Below are 18863 nucleotides of genomic sequence, written 5' to 3'. Positions count from 1 at the left end.
AACTTCTAGTTAGCATATTATTTTTTACAAACTTTAAAATCTTATTTTTCAAAATGAATACTAAATATTACGATTTAATTAACCAAACTTTTTATTTTCCGCAAGAAGAATTCACTTTAAATAAAGATACGCTATTATTTCATGGTATCGACTTAATGAAATTAGTTGAAGAATATGGAACTCCATTGAAATTTACCTATTTACCGAAGATTTCTAAGAATATAAAAAGAGCCAAAACTTGGTTTCGTAATGCCATGGAAAAACATGATTATGATGCAAAATATTTCTATTGCTATTGTACTAAAAGTTCTCATTTCGAATTTGTCTTAAATGAAGCTCTTAAAAACAATATTCATATAGAAACTTCTTCAGCTTTTGATATAAATATAGTAGAAAATCTAATTGAAGAAGGAAAAATCAACAAAAACACATTTGTAATTTGTAACGGCTTCAAAAGAGATCAATATATTGAAAATATTGCAAGATTAATCAATAATGGTCATAGAAATACCATTCCTATTATTGATAATTATGAAGAATTAGACTTATTACAAGAACAAATTAAAAGTAAAATTAAAATCGGTATCCGAATTGCAGCTGAAGAAGAACCAAAATTTGAATTTTACACCTCTCGCTTAGGCATAGGTTACAAAAACATTTTACCTTTTTACAGAAAACAAATTCAAGAAAATAAAAAATTAGAGCTTAAAATGCTTCACTTTTTTATCAATACTGGAATTAGAGATACTGCTTATTATTGGAACGAACTTTTAAAGTGTATGAAAGTTTATATTGCACTTAAAAAAGAATGTCCAACTCTTGACAGCTTAAATATTGGTGGTGGTTTTCCAATTAAAAACTCCTTAGCATTTGAATATGACTATCAATATATGATTGATGAAATTTTAAATCAAATCAAAATTGCTTGTGATGAAGCAGAAATAGATGTTCCCAATATTTTTACCGAATTTGGTTCGTTTACTGTGGGTGAATCTGGAGGAGCAATTTATGAAGTCTTATACCAAAAACAACAAAACGATAGAGAGTATTGGAACATGATAGATTCCTCTTTCATTACTACCCTACCAGATACTTGGGCTATTAACAAACGTTTTGTAATGTTAGCAGTAAATAGATGGAATGACACCTACGAAAGAGTTTTATTAGGAGGTATGACTTGTGATAGTGATGATTATTACAATTCTGAACAACATATGAATGCGGTATATTTACCTAAATATAATAAAGAAAAACCTTTATATATCGGTTTTTTTAACACAGGGGCATATCAAGAAACTATAGGTGGTTTTGGAGGATTACACCACTGTTTAATTCCGCAACCCAAACACATATTAATTGATCGAGACAAAAACGGAATTATAGCAACCGAAGTGTTCTCAGAACAGCAAAATGCTGAAGAAGTATTAAATATTTTAGGTTATAATAAAAATAAATAAAAGCAAAAATGAGTAAAGGACCAATTAGTCAATTTATTGAAAAAAATTACCTTCATTTTAATGCTGCAGCATTAGTAGATGCAGCAAAAGGATATGAAGAACATCTATTAGATAACGGAAAAATGATGGTAACTTTAGCAGGTGCAATGAGTACAGCTGAGTTAGGAAAATCATTAGCAGAGATGATTCGCCAAGATAAAATTCATATTATTTCTTGCACTGGAGCAAATTTAGAAGAAGATATCATGAATTTAGTGGCCCATAATTCTTATAAAAGGGTACCAAACTACAGAGATTTATCACCTCAAGAAGAATGGGATTTATTAGAAAATCACTATAATCGTGTGACAGATACTTGTATTCCTGAAGAAGAAGCTTTCAGAAGACTACAATCGCATTTATACGATATTTGGAATAGAGCAGACAAATCAGGAGAAAGATATTTTCCTCATGAATTTATGTACCAAATGATTAATTCAGGTGTTTTAGAGCAATATTATGAGATTGACCCTAAAGATTCTTGGATGGTCGCTGCTGCAGAAAAAAACCTACCAATTGTAGTTCCTGGATGGGAAGATAGTACCATGGGAAATATTTTTGCATCTTATTGTATTAAAGGAGAATTTAAAGCCATAACTATGAAAAGTGGTATTGAATACATGATGTGGTTAGCGGATTGGTATCCAAAAAACAGTACTGGTAAAGGTGTTGGCTTCTTCCAAATTGGTGGTGGAATTGCAGGTGATTTTCCAATTTGTGTGGTACCAATGTTATATCAAGATATGGAAATGCATGATATTCCATTTTGGAGTTATTTTTGTCAAATCTCAGATTCTACAACAAGTTATGGCTCTTATTCAGGAGCAGTTCCAAATGAAAAAATTACTTGGGGAAAATTAGATATTCATACGCCTAAATTTATTGTTGAATCAGATGCGACTATTGTAGCACCTCTAATTTTTGCCTATATTTTAGGTCAATAATTTTTTTTATTTTTTTTACAAAAATTGTTTGATAATTTGAAATAGGATATTACTTTTGAAAAATATCTATGAATAAAAACAACCCAATGAGAAGAGTTATTGTTGATTACGCAAAATTGACAAACGAAATTTTAACACTACTAGTTGAGAAATTTCCAGAAGGATATGACGAATCCGACATTATCCGTTTTAAAAACGCTAAGAATGAAGCTATTGAAGCTGTAGAAGTGCGCACCGAAGATACTATTTACTTAGTTAAAGTGAGTACGAAACTAGCTGATAGAATTGAAAACTTTGATGAAGACGATGATATCGATGACACAATAGATGTACCTGTTTTAGATCCAATTAAAGGTATCGATTTAGATGACGACGATGACGAGGATGATGATACAGATGAAATGGAAGACAAACCAGAGGACGAAGAAGAAGATTCTGAAGAAGATTAATAAAAAAAGAGGCATGTTGAAATAACATGCCTTTTTTATTTTATTATTTTTTTTATAAATAACGCTCTTGAATAACGCTTACATGATGCAATTCATGGCCAATAATAATACTTCCTATAGCACGAACAGATACTGTACTATTTGAAGCATGTCCTACTCGTAACATTTGTTCTTCTGACAAGTTTACAAACAATGACAATGTAGCATTCCTAACCGATTCATATTCTTCTAATAAACTTTGTAAAGTTCTTGTACTTGCATTTGCAAAAGGTACATACTCATTTTCATCAAAACCTGATAAAGGAGTCATATCATTACGAGAAATACGCAGTGCTCTGTATGAAAAAATTCTTTCTGTATCAATTATATGCAATAAAATATCCTTTGGTGTCCATTTCCCTTCCTCATATCTATATTCTAGTTTTTCAACAGGTATAGATTTAAAAAAAGAAGGTATATCTTCCTTTTGTTTTTTTAATCCCTCCAATACATCTGTATGTAATAGTGATTTCGTGATGTAATTTGCATAAAATGGAGCAAATTCGTTTTGGTTGAATGTTATCATAATAAGAATAAAAAATCCCGAGAAAACTCGGGATTGTTAAAATATTAAAGTTCTTTAAAAATAGTATGCATTAACCTTTTCTTATCATTAATACTTTCTTCTAAAGAAATCATTGTTTCTGTTCTATAAACGCCATCAATATCATCTATCATGAAGATAACTTCTTTAGCATGTTTTGTATCTCTTGCTCTAATCTTACAAAAAATATTGAATTTCCCAGTAGTAACATGTGCAACGGTTACATAAGGAATTTGATTGATTCTTTCTAAAACAAACTTAGTCTGAGAAGTATTATGAAGAAATACACCCACATAAGCAATGAAAGAATATCCTAATTTTTCATAATCTAAAGTTAAAGAAGAACCTTGAATAATTCCTGCATCTTCCATCTTTTTTACCCTAACATGCACTGTTCCAGCAGATATTAATAACTTTTTAGCTATATCTGTGAACGGAACTCTTGTATTGTCAATCAACATATCTAAGATTTGATGATCAACTTCATCTAAACGAAACTTACTCATAAGAGAATTATATAAATTTATTTGTATTTAAACGGTTTATAGCTGTTGATATTGTACCCCATTAATAAATTTAATACCATTACTTAAAGAAAAATCTGCTATTTTATCAATAACAGGTTGATTACCATAAGTGGCATTAAAAAATTCTCCTTTTGCATCAAACTCATAATGACCCGCATAATTATCCAAATTATCAATTTGAACTATTTTTGCTTCAAAATGAATCTTTCCATTTTTTAATATCTCAGTAAATTGAGCGGCAAAGTTAATTAATTTTTCTTGAGAATTATCAATAATTCTAACATTTTTATAAAGAAAATCGTAAAAACACTTAGAATTTTGAGAAATATTCAAGTAATTCTCCAAATTATTATCAACTATAACGTTTTCGTTTATAGCATTTAAAGCACTCCAAAAAGAACAAAAAATAAATTTTCTAACAATATCTCTAGAATAATCCTCTTTAAAATGACCAGCTTCAAAAAGAATGGTAGGTGTTTGTCTAAATGTAAAGTAATCACCAACACAATTAATATTAAATGAATCATCAAATCGCCCTATTTGATTGGGTATATATTGTTGTAAATCGATGTTCATAGAATTAATAATAGAAATTGCCTTATCTCTTATTGTATTAAAGCTTCTTGTTTCATCAAAAGCCGGTGATAAAAAGGAAACTGTTGCTGGTTTTTTAAAACCTTCTGTACCAAAAATAGTTCGTTGATCATGCAAATTAAAACAATAATCTGGCTGAAACCGTTCATATAAACTTCTTAGCAATTTACTTTCAGGTTGTGTAATAGCAAAAGCATCTCTATTTAAATCAATTTGATTTGCATTTACCCTCGTATAAGCCTCTGCACCATCAGGATTAAGAATTGGAATACACAATAAAGTAAAAGTAGTACTCCATTTTTTTGCTATATCTTCGTTTGAAGATAAATAATTAAAGAAATCAAACAAGGCTTTTGTAGTAGTCGATTCATTGCCATGCATTTGTGACCAAGCCAAAATTTTAATTGGCCCATTTCCAAATTGAACGCTATAAATATCTCTTTTTTGAACAGACAAACCTACAAATTGTATTTCAAAATGATTTGAAAGTTTATCTAACAAAGGTTTGATATGACTATTTGTTACATAACGACCATTTAAATTTGATTCATAATACTGTGTTGCTAATTGTAAACTTTTCATACCTAATTATTAGATTACAAATGTAAACAACTTATCATTTACATTTGTAAACATAAAAAAAATACTGTTTGTTTATCTTTGTAAACACTGTTGTATAGTTCTATAAACTCATTATTCTTTTGTTTTACACAATTTACAATTATAAACATAAATTAGTTTATATATTTGTTAATCAATTATTTAAGTATTTTTATTTAAATCTTTACTTTTATACTAAAATCTTTGTTTACAAATGTAACTTATTGGAATTTGTTTGTTTTATTCTTTTTTGTTACATTTGTAATCACTTTGAAACGCTAATTAATTTACAATGGTAAACATTGATGATTTCATAAAAAGACTTCAGATAATTCTAGATTATTATGGTCTATCTGCCTCTGCATTTGCAGATAAAATTGATGTACAACGTTCTAGTATATCTCATCTTCTCTCTGGTAGAAATAAACCAAGTTTAGATTTTATACTTAAAGTAATTGAAATTTTTCCTGATGTAGATTTATATTGGATTTTGAATGGTAAGGGAACTTTTCCAAAATCTGTAAGTAAAATTGAAGAACAAAATGTTACCCCTATTTTTGAAAATCAAATTAAAGAAGTACAAGAAGAAAAAAAGGTATTGAATAATTCAACAGATTTATTTAGCGAAATAGATTCAAATGTAAATACTCCCGTATTTGAAAATAATTCTCTAAAAAAATCAAATATTGAAAATTTGAACTTTCAAGAGCAAGATGTTGATTATATTGTTTTTTTCTATACTGATGGTACTTTTAAAAAATATACCTCTAAAAAATAAAGAAAGCGTTATTCAATTAAGAATAACGCTTTCTACAATCAACTAAAGTACTAATTCAAAAAAACATTATATTATTATTTTCTAACTAAATAAATTCCAGCTACACCAAGTTCGGTTCTTGATGAAATTGGTGCTAAATTACCCGACACTGTTGGGTAAACGAAGGCTAATACTTTTCCTCCACCATTTGCTCTTTCTGCAACAAAGATTCTATTTGTTACATAATCATAAGCTACATCCACAGGATTTCCTAACATAGTTTCTGATCCATAAATTCTAATTTGGTTATTCATAGCAATTGTTCCCATATTTGAAGTTGAATTCAGCACATTCGTAAAATTATTAATTATAACAACTCCTCCATCTGAATCACTTGCTGCATCAGCCACATCTGTTAGAATCATTACATTATCTTGGTTTGAAAAAGTAATACCATGTGTTCTGGTAAGTCCTTCAATAGTTACTCGTTTAGTAGGAGTAATAGAGCCAGATGGTAAAGAGAAGAAATTAGTAAACACTACTAAATCGCTGGTCAAATCTGCAATTGCATATAAATCATTTCCATTAACATGAATGCCCCATAACTTAAAATCAACCGTATATTGATTTAACAATGTAAACCCACTATTTGTTTTTTGATAAACAAATAATTTATTTGTATTTCCATTACTGGCTGCTTGATCTTGAGTAACAATAATTTTATCACCCGTAACCGCTATTTCTCTAGGATTGGTAAAATCTGTATTGGAACTAAAATTATCTAAGGTTAAATTATCTACATTTGAACTTACGCTATTTTTTAAACCTGAATATCTTTCAAGTCTATTATTCGTTCTTGATGCGACAATAACTTCATCGGCATCATTGTCATAAAATATTCCGTCATTATCAGTACCATTAACAGATAATGAAAAAGTAGCTGCATTGTTAGCTAGTAAATTGGTATAAGAAATTTTACCTGAAGTGTTACTAGAAGTAAATATCTTAACTTGAGGTACATTATCATAATAAACTGTCTCGTCTAGATTACAAGATACCAATGTAGTTAAAAGTGAAACGGAGAATAAAATTGTTTTTTTCATAAGGCATTTTTTAAATGTTTGTTCAAATATACTTACGAAAAAAAACAAATCCTGGTTTTATTTTATTTTGGATGAAAACTTTTTTCTGGAAACTTACCTAAAACCCCACTATAATAAGAATGCAAAATTTTTAAATCTTCCGTAATATTTCCTGTTGGATAAAAGGGTTTATGAAAAATTACCTTTTTATTTCCATAATCGAAAACACCAGGAATAATAGGTGCATTCGCTTTTAATGCCATATAATAAAATCCAGTTCTCCACTCTTCTACTTTCTTACGTGTTCCTTCAGGAGCGATGGCTAATCTAAAAATTTCTCTTTCTAAAAAAATTTTTACAATAGCTTCTACTTTATTTTCTTTCTTACCTCTGTTTAATGGTGCTCCTCCCATCCATTTAAAAAAATAATTAAACGGAAAAACAAACAGTTCTTTTTTAGCTAAAAAATTAATTTCAACATGAATAATGCCTCTAGCAAAAACGCCAATAACAAAATCCCACCAACTTGTATGTGGTACTGCAATAACGATACACTTTTTTATTTCTGGTGAAATAGAACCTTCCACTTTCCATCCAAAAATTGTTGTAAAAAGAAACTGATATATTTTTCGCTTCATAGATGCTAATTTGATGTAAAATTAAAATTATATTTACAATTCGAAACTTTTTATATGATTAAACGCTTATTGAGTTATATACTTCCGATTAGAATTTATGAAAAATCATCTTTAATTAGTCAGTCTTTAGAAGTATCATGGAATAATGGAAAATTAGTTTTAGATTCAAAAAACACAAATTATTCTTATGGTAGTTTACAGAAAGTACTTCGTAAAGGATTGATTTCCATTGGTTATGACCAAATTAAAAAAATGGATTCTATTTTAGTTCTTGGTGTGGCTGGAGGAAGCGTTATTAAGACTTTAGTGGATGAAATTCAATTTAAAGGCAGTATTATTGGTGTTGAAATTGATGAGAATAGTATTGAAATTGCGAATCGTTTCTTTGGTTTACATAAAATTAAAAATTACAGAACCATTATTACTGATGCTAAAGAATTTGTAAAAAGAGAAACTCAAAAATATGATTTAATCATTATAGATATTTTTGAAGATGCTTCAATGCCATCATTTTTATTTAAAAAAGAATTTGTTGATTATTGTAAACAATTACTTCAAATAAATGGCTTTATCTTATTTAATACCATGATTTTAAATGAAAAAAATATAGATCGAAATAATAATTTTATTAAACAGTTTGACAATGAAAATTTTTACTGCAAAACATTTTCAAAAGTGGAACACTATAACCAACTTATTATTATTGAAAAAAGAAGTTAGTCCTTCATAAATTTATAAATCAAAAGTGCAAGACCTAGGTATCTTAAAACTTCTCCAATGCTGTAGGCATGTAGATTCAAAATCGTTTTTTTATTGTAATTATTAAAACTACTCCAATTATCATGATAATTTTCGAGAATATAATCTCCTATTTCTAATGTCCAATAAAATTGAATCATTTGTACTAAAATAAAAAAAATCACCCATTTTTGAGCTAACTTACTATAATTTAAATCATTTTTAGTTTTTAAATAATTTAAAAAAAAATAAAATATTCCAATAAATAGACTAGTATAAAAAAGTTCATAGGATAAATGAATATAAGGAAATTTTATATTAGCAATAATCAAAAAGTCAATTAAAATCAGTCGAATGGTATAGGCTATGCTTATTATTCCGAGCCAACTAGCAATACCTAAACCAATTAGCGAAAATTCTTTTCTCATTTTCTTATTTCATCTTTGCTATTATAGATCTTGCTTTTTCCAAATCTTCAGGCGTATCTATACCAATACTGGCATGCGAAGTTTCTACCATTTTGATACGTTTTCCATATTCTAGGTAACGCAATTGTTCTAATTTTTCAGAAGCTTCTAAAGACAACATTGGTAAACGATAAAAATCTAATAAGGCCTCTTTTCTAAAAGCATAAATACCAATATGCTTCATATAACGAACACCTACATTTTCTTCTCTTGGAAATGGAATCACGGAACGAGAAAAATACAATGCAAAACCATTTTGATCGGTAATTACCTTTACATTATTAGGGTTTTCTATTATTTCTTTCTCCTTTATTTCAAACATTAAAGAAGCCAAATCAACCGTTTTTTCAGTGTCATTTTTAAATACCTCTATCACTTTTTTAAGTGGTTCAGCATCTATAAAAGGTTCGTCTCCTTGTACATTAATTACAATATCAACATCCATATTTTCAACTGCTTCCGCTATTCTATCGCTACCACTTTCATGTTCTTTAGTACTTCTTATCGCTTTTCCTTTGTTGCTAACTATTTCATTATAAATAAGTTCAGAGTCAGTCACTACAAATACATCATCAAACAATTGAGTTTGTAAAGCAGCTTCGTAAGTTCTTAAAATGACCGTCTTTCCTCCTAAATCTTGCATTAATTTGGCAGGGAAACGAGTAGATGCGTAACGTGCAGGAATAACAGCTATTATTTTCATTTACTTTAAATATAGTTCAAAAATACAGTTTAATTTAAAAAAATAATGAATTCATTTCTAATTTAATTTTCAAAACTTTCTTCTTTAAAACCTATCAAATATAATTTTTCTTTTGCTCTAGTAACAGCTGTATACAACCATCTTAAATAATCTCTGTCTATCCCATTTGGTAAATAAGGTTGTTCTACAAAAACAGTATTCCATTGTCCCCCTTGCGATTTATGGCAAGTCATTGCATAAGAGAATTTAACCTGTAATGCATTAAAATGAGGATTATTTTTCACCTTTAAAAATTTTCTGTATTGTTGTTTTTCTTCTTCATAATCTTTCATTACTTCTTGGTAAAGTTGATTAGATTCTTCATATGTTAAAGAAGGAGATTCGCTAGTTATTGTATCTAAAAGCAACATGGTTTCAAAAGAAGGTTGGTTTGGGTAATCAATCATTCTAATAGTCACCTTAGCAAATTTAAAACCATACAATTCTTGAATAGTATTAATTTTTAATACTTCAATAATATCGCCATTGGCAATAAATCCAGCATCAGAGTTTTCTTTCAGCCAAAAATAATTATTTTTTACCACCATTAGTAAATCACCTGTTGCTAATTCTCCTTCTCTATTTAAAATTTTAGCTCTAATTTGTTGGTTGTATTGATTAGCCCGCTTATTAGAACGTACAATAAATGCAGTCTCCTCTACACCATTTTTTTCGAAAGACTGATAAATAGCGTCTTCAATTTCATAACCATCTTGTAATCGAATGATATCTTTAAAATTTTGCAATTGAAAGGCAAATCGTTCTACAAAATGCGATTTTAATTCCTCTCTTAATTCGGTAGCATTAAATAAAATACCCGAAGCAATTGCCTGACGCATAACTTCATCTAATTCTATTTGTTGCACTTCTTTTCTAAAATGCAAAGACAAATTATCACTATCTAGTGCAGGACTAACCTCTAAATTAATAGGTGGCAGCTGAGCGGTATCTCCTATAAATATAAGTTTACAATTTACACCTTGATCCACATAATATATTAAATCGTCTAATAGAGATCCATTTTCATATAATTTTGATTCTTGAGAAGTATCTGAAATCATAGATGATTCATCAACAATAAAAACTGTGTTTTTAAACTTATTTTGTTGTAACGTAAAAGAAACACCACCAGACTGACTCTTTTTTGGAAAATAAATGCGTTTGTGTATTGTAAATGCCGATTTTTGTGCATAATTGCTAATTACTTTGGCAGCTCTTCCTGTAGGAGCTAATAAAACATACTTTTTATTAACTTCTTTTAAACAATTTACTAAAGTAGAAATAACTGTTGTTTTTCCTGTTCCAGCATATCCTTTTAGAATAAAAATCTCATCGGTATTATTATTTAATACAAAATCAGCAACTTTTTGAAAAAAAACATCTTGTTTTAAGGTTGGTTCGAATGGAAAATTTGTACGTAATGTTTTGTAAAACAGGGAAGAATTCATCATTTCTTAATATAGGCCTATATAATTTTTCAAATATACTGATGATTTTTTTAAGAAATTCTTTCGAGAAGAAAAAAAAATTGTAGATTTGCGTACCATATAACTAAAAAATTAAATATAAATGTTACTAATCCTTTCCGTAATTATTGGCACTTGCCTTGTCGCTTTTGCCTTGGTTAAATTGATAGATAAATTTTTACCAAGTGGTGCCAGACCAGTTGTTTCAATACTTCTTTGGGCTGCAAGTTTTTTTCTAGCATATCTTATTTATAATTCAGTAATGAAACCAATTCGTTTCGATGAAGCTAAAAATGAGCGTTACAGAGTAGCTGTACAAACATTAATTGATCTTAAGAAAGCGCAATTAGGTTACAAAAAAGTGAATGGAGAATATGCAGATTCATTCGATAAATTAGTTTCTTTTATAGATAATGGTACTTTTGATATTATTACCAGAAAAGATACTACCATCATAGACCGTAAAAAAAATAAAGCTTTTAACATTATAGTGGATCAAACTGGTTCAGGTGGTTTCTTTAAAGATACAGTAATCATTAATAAAATAGGTACAGTAACTGTTAAAGATTCTCTTTTTAAAGGTAATGAGAGATATAAAAATTTAAGTTCAGTAAAATTTAAAGATTTTGAAGTTCCTGTAGAGATGAAAACTGGTTTTGTTTACAGAAATGAAACAAAATTACCAGTTTTAGAAGCTACTATAGACAAAAACGCTCTTTTAGCTGATCTTGATCAAGAATTATTAGCTCAAGAAAACAAAGTAGAAGATATTAACGAAATTAATGGTGACAAAGTAATCCTAGGTTCTTTAGTGGACGTTACACTAACAGGAAATTGGCCAAAAAGATATGGTAATAACGAGTAACGATATTACAACAAAAAATTATAAAAAGTTGTCCATTCAGGTTTCTCTGAGTGGACTTTCTTTTTGTGTCTTCGATTTAATTACAAAAAAGGTAATTGCCTATAATAATGTAAGCTACATTAATAGCAATGTTATTGAAGAACAATTATGGAAAGTGTTTGTTGATTATACCATTTTAACTAATGCTTATGATGAAATTGTAGTATTACATGATAATACCTTAAATACCTTTGTGCCAGATGTTCTTTTTGATGCTAACTTCTTAGGAAGTTATCTTCAGTATAATGTAAAAGTATTTGATAATGACTTCTTTATGTTTGATAAAATAGAGAATTATAATATTAATAATATACATGTACCATATGTAAATATTAACAATTTCTTATTAGATCAATATACTTCTTTTGATTATAAAAACGTAAATTCGATTTTAGTTAAAAAAGTGCTTGATATTTCAATAGGTAATAATGAAAAGGAAGTTTTTGTACATATTCAAAAAGGGCATTTTGAAATTGTTGTAGTTAAAAATCAACAATTACTGCTTTTTAATTCTTTTGAATATACCACTCCTGAAGATTTTATTTATTATATACTTTTTACTTACGAACAATTACAACTTAGTCCAGAAACGATAACCTTACATTTGTTTGGAAATATTACTAAAACTGATGATTATTATAAAATGGTATATAAATTTATTAGAAATTGTCAATTATTAAATACAACTAATTGGGTGTCCATATTAGATCAATCCGAAGAAGAAATTAGAAATAACTTTATACTTTTTCATTCATGAGAATAATTTCTGGAAAACATAAAGGAAAAAGAATTCAAGCTCCAAAAAAATTGCCCGTGCGTCCTACCACAGATATGGCAAAAGAAGCTTTATTTAACATCCTTAACAACTACTTCAATTTCAATGGATTAAAAGTTTTAGAATTGTTTGCTGGAACTGGAAATATTGCATATGAATTTGCTTCAAGAGGTAGTAATTCTATTGTTGCCATTGATGCTGATATGGGATGTATTACTTTTATAAAAAAAACATCTCAAGAATTAGATTTAGATATTGCAACAATTAAATCGGATACTTTTAAATATTTGGAAAGATGTAATACCTCATTTGATATTATTTTTGCCGACCCTCCTTATGACTTATCTCAAGAAGAATTTGAAAAAATTGCCTTACAGATTTTCGAAAATAAAATTCTAGACGAAGAAGGTATGCTTATTATAGAACACTCTAAACATACTAAACTAGACCATCTAATAAACTTTTCTTTTTCAAAAAGTTATGGTGGTACTGTATTTTCTTTTTTTGAATTTGATTTTGACGAAGAAGAATACGATGAAGAAGATGTGGAAGAAAATTTCTAATTATTTAAATTCTTCAACCATCTTTAGAATAGTTTCTATTCCTTTTTGTGTTTCATCTTCATCTTCAAAATAGAATTTATCTCCCGTATTTTCTAATTTTTCATCAACAAATGTAGCGATGCTTTCGATAGTTTCTAAATCATCGATGGCTAAAATACGTTTCATTAATTCAATTTTTAAATTTTCAGTTTTCATAGGTCTATTTTTTATAGTCTTTTTAGTTCCAATAATTTACTTTATAACATTGGTTTTATAAATTTAATTAAAAAAAGACCTTAAAAAATGATAAATTAATTATTTAACGTATAAATAACATTTTTTAAAAAGAAAGCTACAATTTAAGAAAAAAGCAGACCTATAAGCCGGATTCTGTCTCCAAAAAGGAGCCTTATCATTTATCTAGTTCCAATATTACTAAAGGAATCAAGCTGCCTACCCTTCAACATCGAACGAGTAGCTCTTATCTAACCGAAGCTAGAGTTGTTGATATACTTGGCATTTCACCGCATAGAGTTTACCTGGTTTCACTACAGCATTACCTGTACATACTTTCTGTTGCACTTGTCCTCACCTTTCGATGGATGGGCGTTACCCATTATGCTACTCTGTGGTGTCCGGACTTTCCTCTCCTGATTACAGGAACGATAAGGCGGTCTGCGGTGCAAACTTACAACATTTTTTATATTTTAAAATTATAAATTAAAACTTACTTTAACATTACTTTATAGATATATGAGTGTAAAATTGGTAACTTTATGATACAAACAGTATAAATCAAACTATTATGTCAGAAAGATATCATTATGCTTCAGTTGCAGAAGCACTAAATTTATTAAAAGAAAAGGGGTATGAATATGATTTTAATATTAACGAGCATGAAATAGAACAAAACCCTGACCATTTTGAAATTCATCATATTTATAGATATGAAGGAAATACCAATCCAGATGATGAATCGTGGGTGTACGGTATTCAATCTAAATCGGGTCGAAAAGGTGTTTTTGTAAATGGTGCTTCATCTGATTCTTCTATTGAAGTGATAAAAATTTTGCAAAAACTATCTATTAAAGACCAACATTCGTAATAAAAATTCCTTATTTCTATATTTCTCAAGGGTACTTTAGCAGTTTAAATGTAAAGTACCCTTTTTTGAGAAAACATAGCTAACTAATTAAGTTAGTATAAACAGACAATAACTAAATTTTCTTACTTTTTAGCAGGTGTTATGGGTCTTGGTACTTTTTCATCCCATTCTGCTCTTTGTGATAGTAACCAACTAAAATCTCCCGACAACTGATCTCCTGTTGTAAATTGACCATTACTAATTCCATCATAAATTCCTGCGCTAGAGTGACATCCAACACAACTTTCTGTCCCGAAAATAGTAATATCACTAGATGGATTGGCTTCCATTAAATTTGAAGCAGACTGATTTCCTCCTTGAAAAAAGGTTTCCATCGTAATATTTGTCAGTAGTGCAATATTAGGTTCTCCTCCCGATTTATTGGTAACAGATCCTGGTAATCTATAGCCTTCTTCTGTATGTGAATTAGGTGGTATATTTTGATTTAAAGGGTATTGTGTATCAATTAATTGATAATATTGGAACACACTATTTATGGATTTAAAATACTTTTGAATTTTTTGATTAATCTGTTGTACACGTACAGGAATATCAACCATTCTTTTTGCCTGTGTTTTCATAATATCACTATTGGCAAAATATTTATCAGTAGAATCTCCAGAAATAGTCCAATAATCACCGTGTTTACCTGTATTGTGTTTATAAGTCGTTCCACCATTGGTAACATCAACATTTACTGGGCATATTTCACATTCTGGATTGGTTAAAGAAGGATGAATTACAGTTCTTTTTCCTTCTTTTTCCATCACATTTTGATCTAAATTATCAATATGCTCAAACGTAGACCAAACCCATTGTTTTCCTGTAGGTGTTTTTTGACTAATATGAAATCCTATCATTCCTAACTCTTTCTTTACTAAATTTCCTGAAGTATCAAAAACATACCCAAAATTTTTATAATAACGCTCTTTATGATCTGTATCAGTTAAAATTTTCCAAGCAAATTTAATCTCTACAGCTCCTAAAGTGGTCGTTGCATAATCCCCCGCAGGAAAATTTGCTATCGTTCCATTTTGAGAAAATGCAATTTGACCGTTAATGTTGTATAATTTATTTGCAACAACATAATCAAACTCTTCTTTATTCATCAAAACTTCATAATATACTACATTCCCATTTTGATCAAATAATTCTCCCGCAAAAGCCTGATCTGTCTCATCTGCTACATTTTTAGATTTAATTTTATGAGTTGGTGTTTCAGAAGATAAAAAGACTCTTACTGTACTTTCTTCTAACATATTAGCCGTTAGATTGTAGCCCGCTTTTACCCTAGGACTTTCCCAAGGTGCAGGTGTACCTCCATCCTTTCTGTATACTTGTGATGCTTCTTTCCAACCTAACCAGGTTGCTTTCCCTTCATCAGTAAAATTTGGTTTTGGATTTCCTTCTTTATCTCGTGGCCAAAAAATGGCTACAATAGCTTTCCAACTATACTCATTAAATGCTTCATTCAATTGATAAATATCTCCTTGTTTCTTTAATTTTTCCTGTAATTCTGGGTTTACATCAACTGGAATAGTAGCTGTTAATTCAAATGGTTGTTCAATTTTATCATATCTATCAGTTTTTTTATCGCAAGAGATAAAAAAAACCGTAACAAATAAGATTGAAATCTTAAATAAATGTTTTTTTTGTTTCATGTTAGTTAGTTTTTAGTTTATAATTTATTTTCATGTCTTCTTTTCCAAAAAACAGCATCAGAAAAACGTTTTTCTTGTAAATAGAAGGTTTTTCTTTTCTCTCTGTACATTTGAAAATCATGCTTTACTAATGTATTGTATTTTTTCAATCCAATAGCTTCATTATTTAAATAATCGACGATAGCAAAACTAGCCCATTGGCTCATTACCAAAGCCTTATAGATACCTAAAGAAGAAATGGGATCATAACTAGAAGCCGCATCACCTACAGCTAACCACCCTTCTCCTACAGATGAATCCAAGTATTGAGTTTGCGCGGCTACTAAAAAAGGTGCCATTTTTGGAGATAAATTTGCTACTCTATTTGCTGTACTATTGCATTGCATTAATTGGGCCTCAAAGTTAATTTCTGACTTCATTTTTAAATCAATAGCAAGATCAGAATCAGTCATATAACCCAAAACTAATTTCTGATTCGGTAAGGTAGCACTATACCACCAACCATTAATATCTGTCTCCACAACAATACCTTGTTTTATTTTTGAGCTATTAGCTGGTTTCATATCATAAAAACGGTATACTCCTACTTGTTTATCTTCTTTTATTTTTTGCGAGCCTTGTAGTATAGAAAAAGCGGCTTTTTTGCCACTTGCATCAACCACAAAAGACGCATTTAAAGTCAATTTATCGCGATAGTGTTCACATTGTAAAGTCCAATGATTGTTTTGACGTAACGAATTACTGCAACTAGCATTCCAATAAAATACGATTCCTTTTTCTTTAGCTTGACCAATCATAAATTGATCAAACGCATTTCTATCTAAATTCCAGCCATAACCATAAGGAGAAAAAATATATTCATTAGTATACACCTCTGGAGAACCCCAAAAAGAAGAAGTTCCATAAGACAAAGAAAAGTTGCATTGTAAAAATGCCTCCCAAACGCCTAAATTTTGCAATTGCTTTGAAGCTTGAGGAGGCAATGTTTCCCCTATTTTTAAAACATTTTCGGATGATGTACTACGTTCCATAATAGCTATTGTAAGTCCTTTATTCACTTTTTTTAAAGCCAATGCGGTAGCACAACCTGCCACTCCTGCTCCTATTATGATTACATCATACCTCATCGTTACTTAAACTTCATCTTGTTTAACAGCTATCCATTGGGCTACCACCCCAGCTGGTGCAGTTGAATTTCCATCAGCTCCTGTTGGATGTGGTATAACCCTAACAATCGTACCAACTATTGCAGGTCTCTGATCTACTCCATTAACCCAATTGGGTACAAAATAACCCACATAATTATAAATCCATTCCGCTCCTCCTACTACTCCTTTTCCTTGAAATTGAACCGTAAACGGATTACCGTATCCAATGGAACCGGTTAATTTCAATTCCCAACCCCGACCAAATATCAATCCATCAAAGGTTTGCATGGGACCTTCATTAATTTTTATGGTGCCGCGACCGAATTCTAAACTGTCAAAATCAGCTGTTACGTCTGGATTACTTAAAAAACTTCTATACGTCCATAGTCCGGTAAGAACTTCTGGTACGCCATTTCTTGTTGTGCTCATATTGTTTATTTTTTTGATTTTGAACGGGTATCATCAAGACCTAAAATGCGGTTTCCAGGTTGCACTGGTTCTCCTAAAGCCTCATTATTACGTTCTACTTGATAAAATTGTTTGTTATTGCCTTCTCCACTTGATACGATGAAGCCTAAGTCTTTCCAAGCTTGAACCATTTGTAAATCACCCGCATTATTATCTGGAATGCCTGAAGCCCAATACACTTGTGGTCCGTTTAATGATTCAAATACAACCATAGGTCTGTGTGCTGGCCACCAAGGAATATTATAGGCTATTTGCTGTTGTACAGGATCTCCCGTTGAATCTGGATAGATATTATTCCAGTTTTCAAAGGTTACATCCACATTTTGATCGGTACATTCATGGAAATCTGCTTGCCAAGGCACTCCAATATATTTGGTTAAATCACCTGGCTCTAAACCTGCTTTAAGATTGGGAGCTGTACTTCCATCTTTATCTGCAATTGGTTTGGGTATACTTAATGCTCCTGGAACATAGGTCGCATGTTTAATGCGATACGGTTCACTATAAATAGCTGGATTTTTCATAATCCATGTCATTTCTGCACCCGGACAAAAAGCACCTCCAACGGCATTACCTAAAACACCTCTATCGATACCGATTCCGGTTGTAGGTGGGAACGCCCAAGGATTAGAACATGTAGGGTTTCCTTCTTCCCATTCCTGACATTCATTAACAAATTTCCCTGCTGCCCATTGTTTTAAGAAAAACAACTGTGTTGGGCGCATGGCTAAAAACTTATCTGGAGAAACATTGGTTAACGGATTATTTCCACAAAGCATAGGCATTAAACGAGGTTTGTTTGCCGATTTAGCATTGCCTTCCACTGCATATTCATTGGTTTGCGAACTTCTTCTCATAATTCCCAATACAAATTGACGCAATCTAAAATTAGGATCTTCTCCATTTTGTGGAGGTTGTGATAGTGCAGTTTGACTTAAATTACCACCAGTACCTCTATTGTGGGGATCACCTCCATCACTGGGGTCAAAAACCATAGTAAAAGTAGTTTGTTCGTATGGTCTTCTTAAAATAGGCCAAATATCTCTATAGAATTTAGGATAATAATCTGGATTAAAACGAGCTGCATTTTTCCATAAATCCAATTCTTCTTGTGTCGTAGGACTATTGTTTTCAATAT

At 30.1% G+C, this 18863-nt stretch carries 22 protein-coding genes and 1 other RNA gene; 9 read left to right on the top strand and 14 right to left on the bottom strand.

Annotated elements, in window-relative coordinates; translation table 11 throughout:
• The first annotated feature begins 53 nt into the window (after window positions 1–53).
• The 3 genes from CX675_RS02985 to CX675_RS02975 all read left to right on the top strand — a co-directional run bounded on the left by CX675_RS02985 (window position 54) and on the right by CX675_RS02975 (window position 2889).
• Window positions 54–1457 (top strand): arginine decarboxylase, encoded by a 1404-nt coding sequence (locus CX675_RS02985; protein WP_130733734.1) that lies wholly within the window; start codon window positions 54–56, stop codon window positions 1455–1457.
• 8 nt (window positions 1458–1465) lie between these two features.
• Window positions 1466–2440, top strand: coding sequence for a deoxyhypusine synthase family protein (locus CX675_RS02980; RefSeq protein ID WP_130733733.1), 975 nt, complete (start codon window positions 1466–1468; stop codon window positions 2438–2440).
• Between the two features lie 86 nt (window positions 2441–2526).
• A complete protein-coding gene (locus CX675_RS02975; RefSeq protein WP_130733732.1) occupies window positions 2527–2889 on the top strand; it encodes a DNA primase in 363 nt (120 codons plus the stop codon).
• Between the two features lie 52 nt (window positions 2890–2941).
• Here CX675_RS02975 and CX675_RS02970 read toward each other — a convergent pair whose 3' ends face one another.
• The 3 genes from CX675_RS02970 to CX675_RS02960 are packed head-to-tail and all read right to left on the bottom strand — an operon-like array spanning window position 2942 to window position 5175.
• On the bottom strand, window positions 2942–3454 hold the full coding sequence (locus CX675_RS02970) for a DinB family protein (RefSeq protein ID WP_130733731.1): 513 nt from the start codon (window positions 3452–3454) through the stop codon (window positions 2942–2944).
• Between the two features lie 44 nt (window positions 3455–3498).
• Window positions 3499–3978 (bottom strand): Lrp/AsnC family transcriptional regulator, encoded by a 480-nt coding sequence (locus tag CX675_RS02965; RefSeq protein ID WP_130733730.1) that lies wholly within the window; start codon window positions 3976–3978, stop codon window positions 3499–3501.
• A 36-nt stretch (window positions 3979–4014) separates the two neighbouring features.
• Entirely contained in the window at window positions 4015–5175 is a 1161-nt protein-coding gene (locus CX675_RS02960) for a M14 metallopeptidase family protein (RefSeq protein WP_130733729.1), read from the bottom strand.
• Window positions 5176–5485: 310 nt separating this feature from the next.
• Here CX675_RS02960 and CX675_RS02955 point away from each other — a divergent pair, with 310 nt between their 5' ends.
• Window positions 5486–5971: a helix-turn-helix transcriptional regulator gene (locus CX675_RS02955; protein WP_130733728.1), complete on the top strand. Its 486-nt coding sequence runs from the start codon at window positions 5486–5488 to the stop codon at window positions 5969–5971.
• Between the two features lie 74 nt (window positions 5972–6045).
• On the opposite strand, the gene CX675_RS02950 is transcribed toward CX675_RS02955, so the two are convergent.
• Together CX675_RS02950 and CX675_RS02945 are read right to left on the bottom strand one after the other, a co-directional pair.
• Window positions 6046–7053, bottom strand: coding sequence for a hypothetical protein (locus tag CX675_RS02950; protein ID WP_130733727.1), 1008 nt, complete (start codon window positions 7051–7053; stop codon window positions 6046–6048).
• Window positions 7054–7115: 62 nt separating this feature from the next.
• The gene (locus CX675_RS02945) at window positions 7116–7670 is read right to left on the bottom strand and encodes a 1-acyl-sn-glycerol-3-phosphate acyltransferase (RefSeq protein WP_130733726.1); all 555 of its coding nucleotides are present in this window, start codon (window positions 7668–7670) and stop codon (window positions 7116–7118) included.
• A gap of 54 nt (window positions 7671–7724) precedes the next feature.
• Here CX675_RS02945 and CX675_RS02940 point away from each other — a divergent pair, with 54 nt between their 5' ends.
• A complete protein-coding gene (locus CX675_RS02940; protein ID WP_130733725.1) occupies window positions 7725–8390 on the top strand; it encodes a spermidine synthase in 666 nt (221 codons plus the stop codon).
• On the opposite strand, the gene CX675_RS02935 is transcribed toward CX675_RS02940, so the two are convergent.
• The 3 genes from CX675_RS02935 to CX675_RS02925 form a co-directional block, all read right to left on the bottom strand.
• Window positions 8387–8836, bottom strand: coding sequence for a hypothetical protein (locus tag CX675_RS02935; protein ID WP_130733724.1), 450 nt, complete (start codon window positions 8834–8836; stop codon window positions 8387–8389). The two genes, CX675_RS02940 and CX675_RS02935, sit on opposite strands and share 4 nt — an antisense overlap.
• Window positions 8837–8840: 4 nt before the next feature.
• Complete coding sequence (kdsB, locus tag CX675_RS02930; protein ID WP_130733723.1) at window positions 8841–9578, bottom strand: 3-deoxy-manno-octulosonate cytidylyltransferase; 738 nt, start codon at window positions 9576–9578, stop codon at window positions 8841–8843.
• Between the two features lie 62 nt (window positions 9579–9640).
• On the bottom strand, window positions 9641–11065 hold the full coding sequence (locus CX675_RS02925) for an ATP-dependent RecD-like DNA helicase (RefSeq protein ID WP_130733969.1): 1425 nt from the start codon (window positions 11063–11065) through the stop codon (window positions 9641–9643).
• Window positions 11066–11186: 121 nt separating this feature from the next.
• Here CX675_RS02925 and CX675_RS02920 point away from each other — a divergent pair, with 121 nt between their 5' ends.
• Genes CX675_RS02920 through rsmD form a run of 3 tightly spaced genes read left to right on the top strand, consistent with a single transcriptional unit; the run spans window position 11187 to window position 13325 of the window.
• A complete protein-coding gene (locus CX675_RS02920; RefSeq protein WP_130733722.1) occupies window positions 11187–11948 on the top strand; it encodes a hypothetical protein in 762 nt (253 codons plus the stop codon).
• Entirely contained in the window at window positions 11932–12744 is an 813-nt protein-coding gene (locus tag CX675_RS02915; RefSeq protein WP_130733721.1) for a DUF3822 family protein, read from the top strand. Before CX675_RS02920 ends, CX675_RS02915 begins: the two co-directional genes overlap by 17 nt.
• Complete coding sequence (gene rsmD, locus CX675_RS02910) at window positions 12741–13325, top strand: 16S rRNA (guanine(966)-N(2))-methyltransferase RsmD (protein ID WP_130733720.1); 585 nt, start codon at window positions 12741–12743, stop codon at window positions 13323–13325. Before CX675_RS02915 ends, rsmD begins: the two co-directional genes overlap by 4 nt.
• Here rsmD and CX675_RS02905 read toward each other — a convergent pair whose 3' ends face one another.
• Together CX675_RS02905 and rnpB are read right to left on the bottom strand one after the other, a co-directional pair.
• On the bottom strand, window positions 13326–13520 hold the full coding sequence (locus CX675_RS02905; protein ID WP_130733719.1) for a hypothetical protein: 195 nt from the start codon (window positions 13518–13520) through the stop codon (window positions 13326–13328). It lies immediately after the preceding gene.
• Between the two features lie 147 nt (window positions 13521–13667).
• Window positions 13668–13986: RNase P RNA component class A (gene rnpB / locus CX675_RS02900), an RNA gene on the bottom strand.
• Between the two features lie 123 nt (window positions 13987–14109).
• On the opposite strand from rnpB, the gene CX675_RS02895 reads away from it, so the two are divergent.
• Window positions 14110–14409 carry a hypothetical protein gene (locus CX675_RS02895; RefSeq protein ID WP_130733718.1) on the top strand — a complete coding sequence of 100 codons (300 nt, stop codon included), beginning with the start codon at window positions 14110–14112 and terminating at the stop codon, window positions 14407–14409.
• A gap of 122 nt (window positions 14410–14531) precedes the next feature.
• On the opposite strand, the gene CX675_RS02890 is transcribed toward CX675_RS02895, so the two are convergent.
• The 4 genes from CX675_RS02890 to CX675_RS02875 all read right to left on the bottom strand — a co-directional run.
• Window positions 14532–16109: a hypothetical protein gene (locus tag CX675_RS02890; RefSeq protein WP_130733717.1), complete on the bottom strand. Its 1578-nt coding sequence runs from the start codon at window positions 16107–16109 to the stop codon at window positions 14532–14534.
• 17 nt (window positions 16110–16126) lie between these two features.
• Window positions 16127–17236 (bottom strand): NAD(P)/FAD-dependent oxidoreductase, encoded by a 1110-nt coding sequence (locus CX675_RS02885; RefSeq protein ID WP_130733716.1) that lies wholly within the window; start codon window positions 17234–17236, stop codon window positions 16127–16129.
• A 6-nt stretch (window positions 17237–17242) separates the two neighbouring features.
• Window positions 17243–17686 carry a hypothetical protein gene (locus tag CX675_RS02880; RefSeq protein WP_130733715.1) on the bottom strand — a complete coding sequence of 148 codons (444 nt, stop codon included), beginning with the start codon at window positions 17684–17686 and terminating at the stop codon, window positions 17243–17245.
• A 5-nt stretch (window positions 17687–17691) separates the two neighbouring features.
• On the bottom strand, window positions 17692–18863 hold a 1172-nt coding region (locus CX675_RS02875; RefSeq protein WP_205728594.1), incomplete at its 5' end, for a LodA/GoxA family CTQ-dependent oxidase.

The sequence above is a fragment of the Flavobacterium sp. J27 genome, assembly GCF_004303025.1.
Classification (GTDB): Bacteria; Bacteroidota; Bacteroidia; order Flavobacteriales; family Flavobacteriaceae; genus Flavobacterium.
The sequence above is the reverse complement of the archived record's forward strand: the minus strand, read 5'-3'. Positions and strand labels throughout refer to the sequence as shown.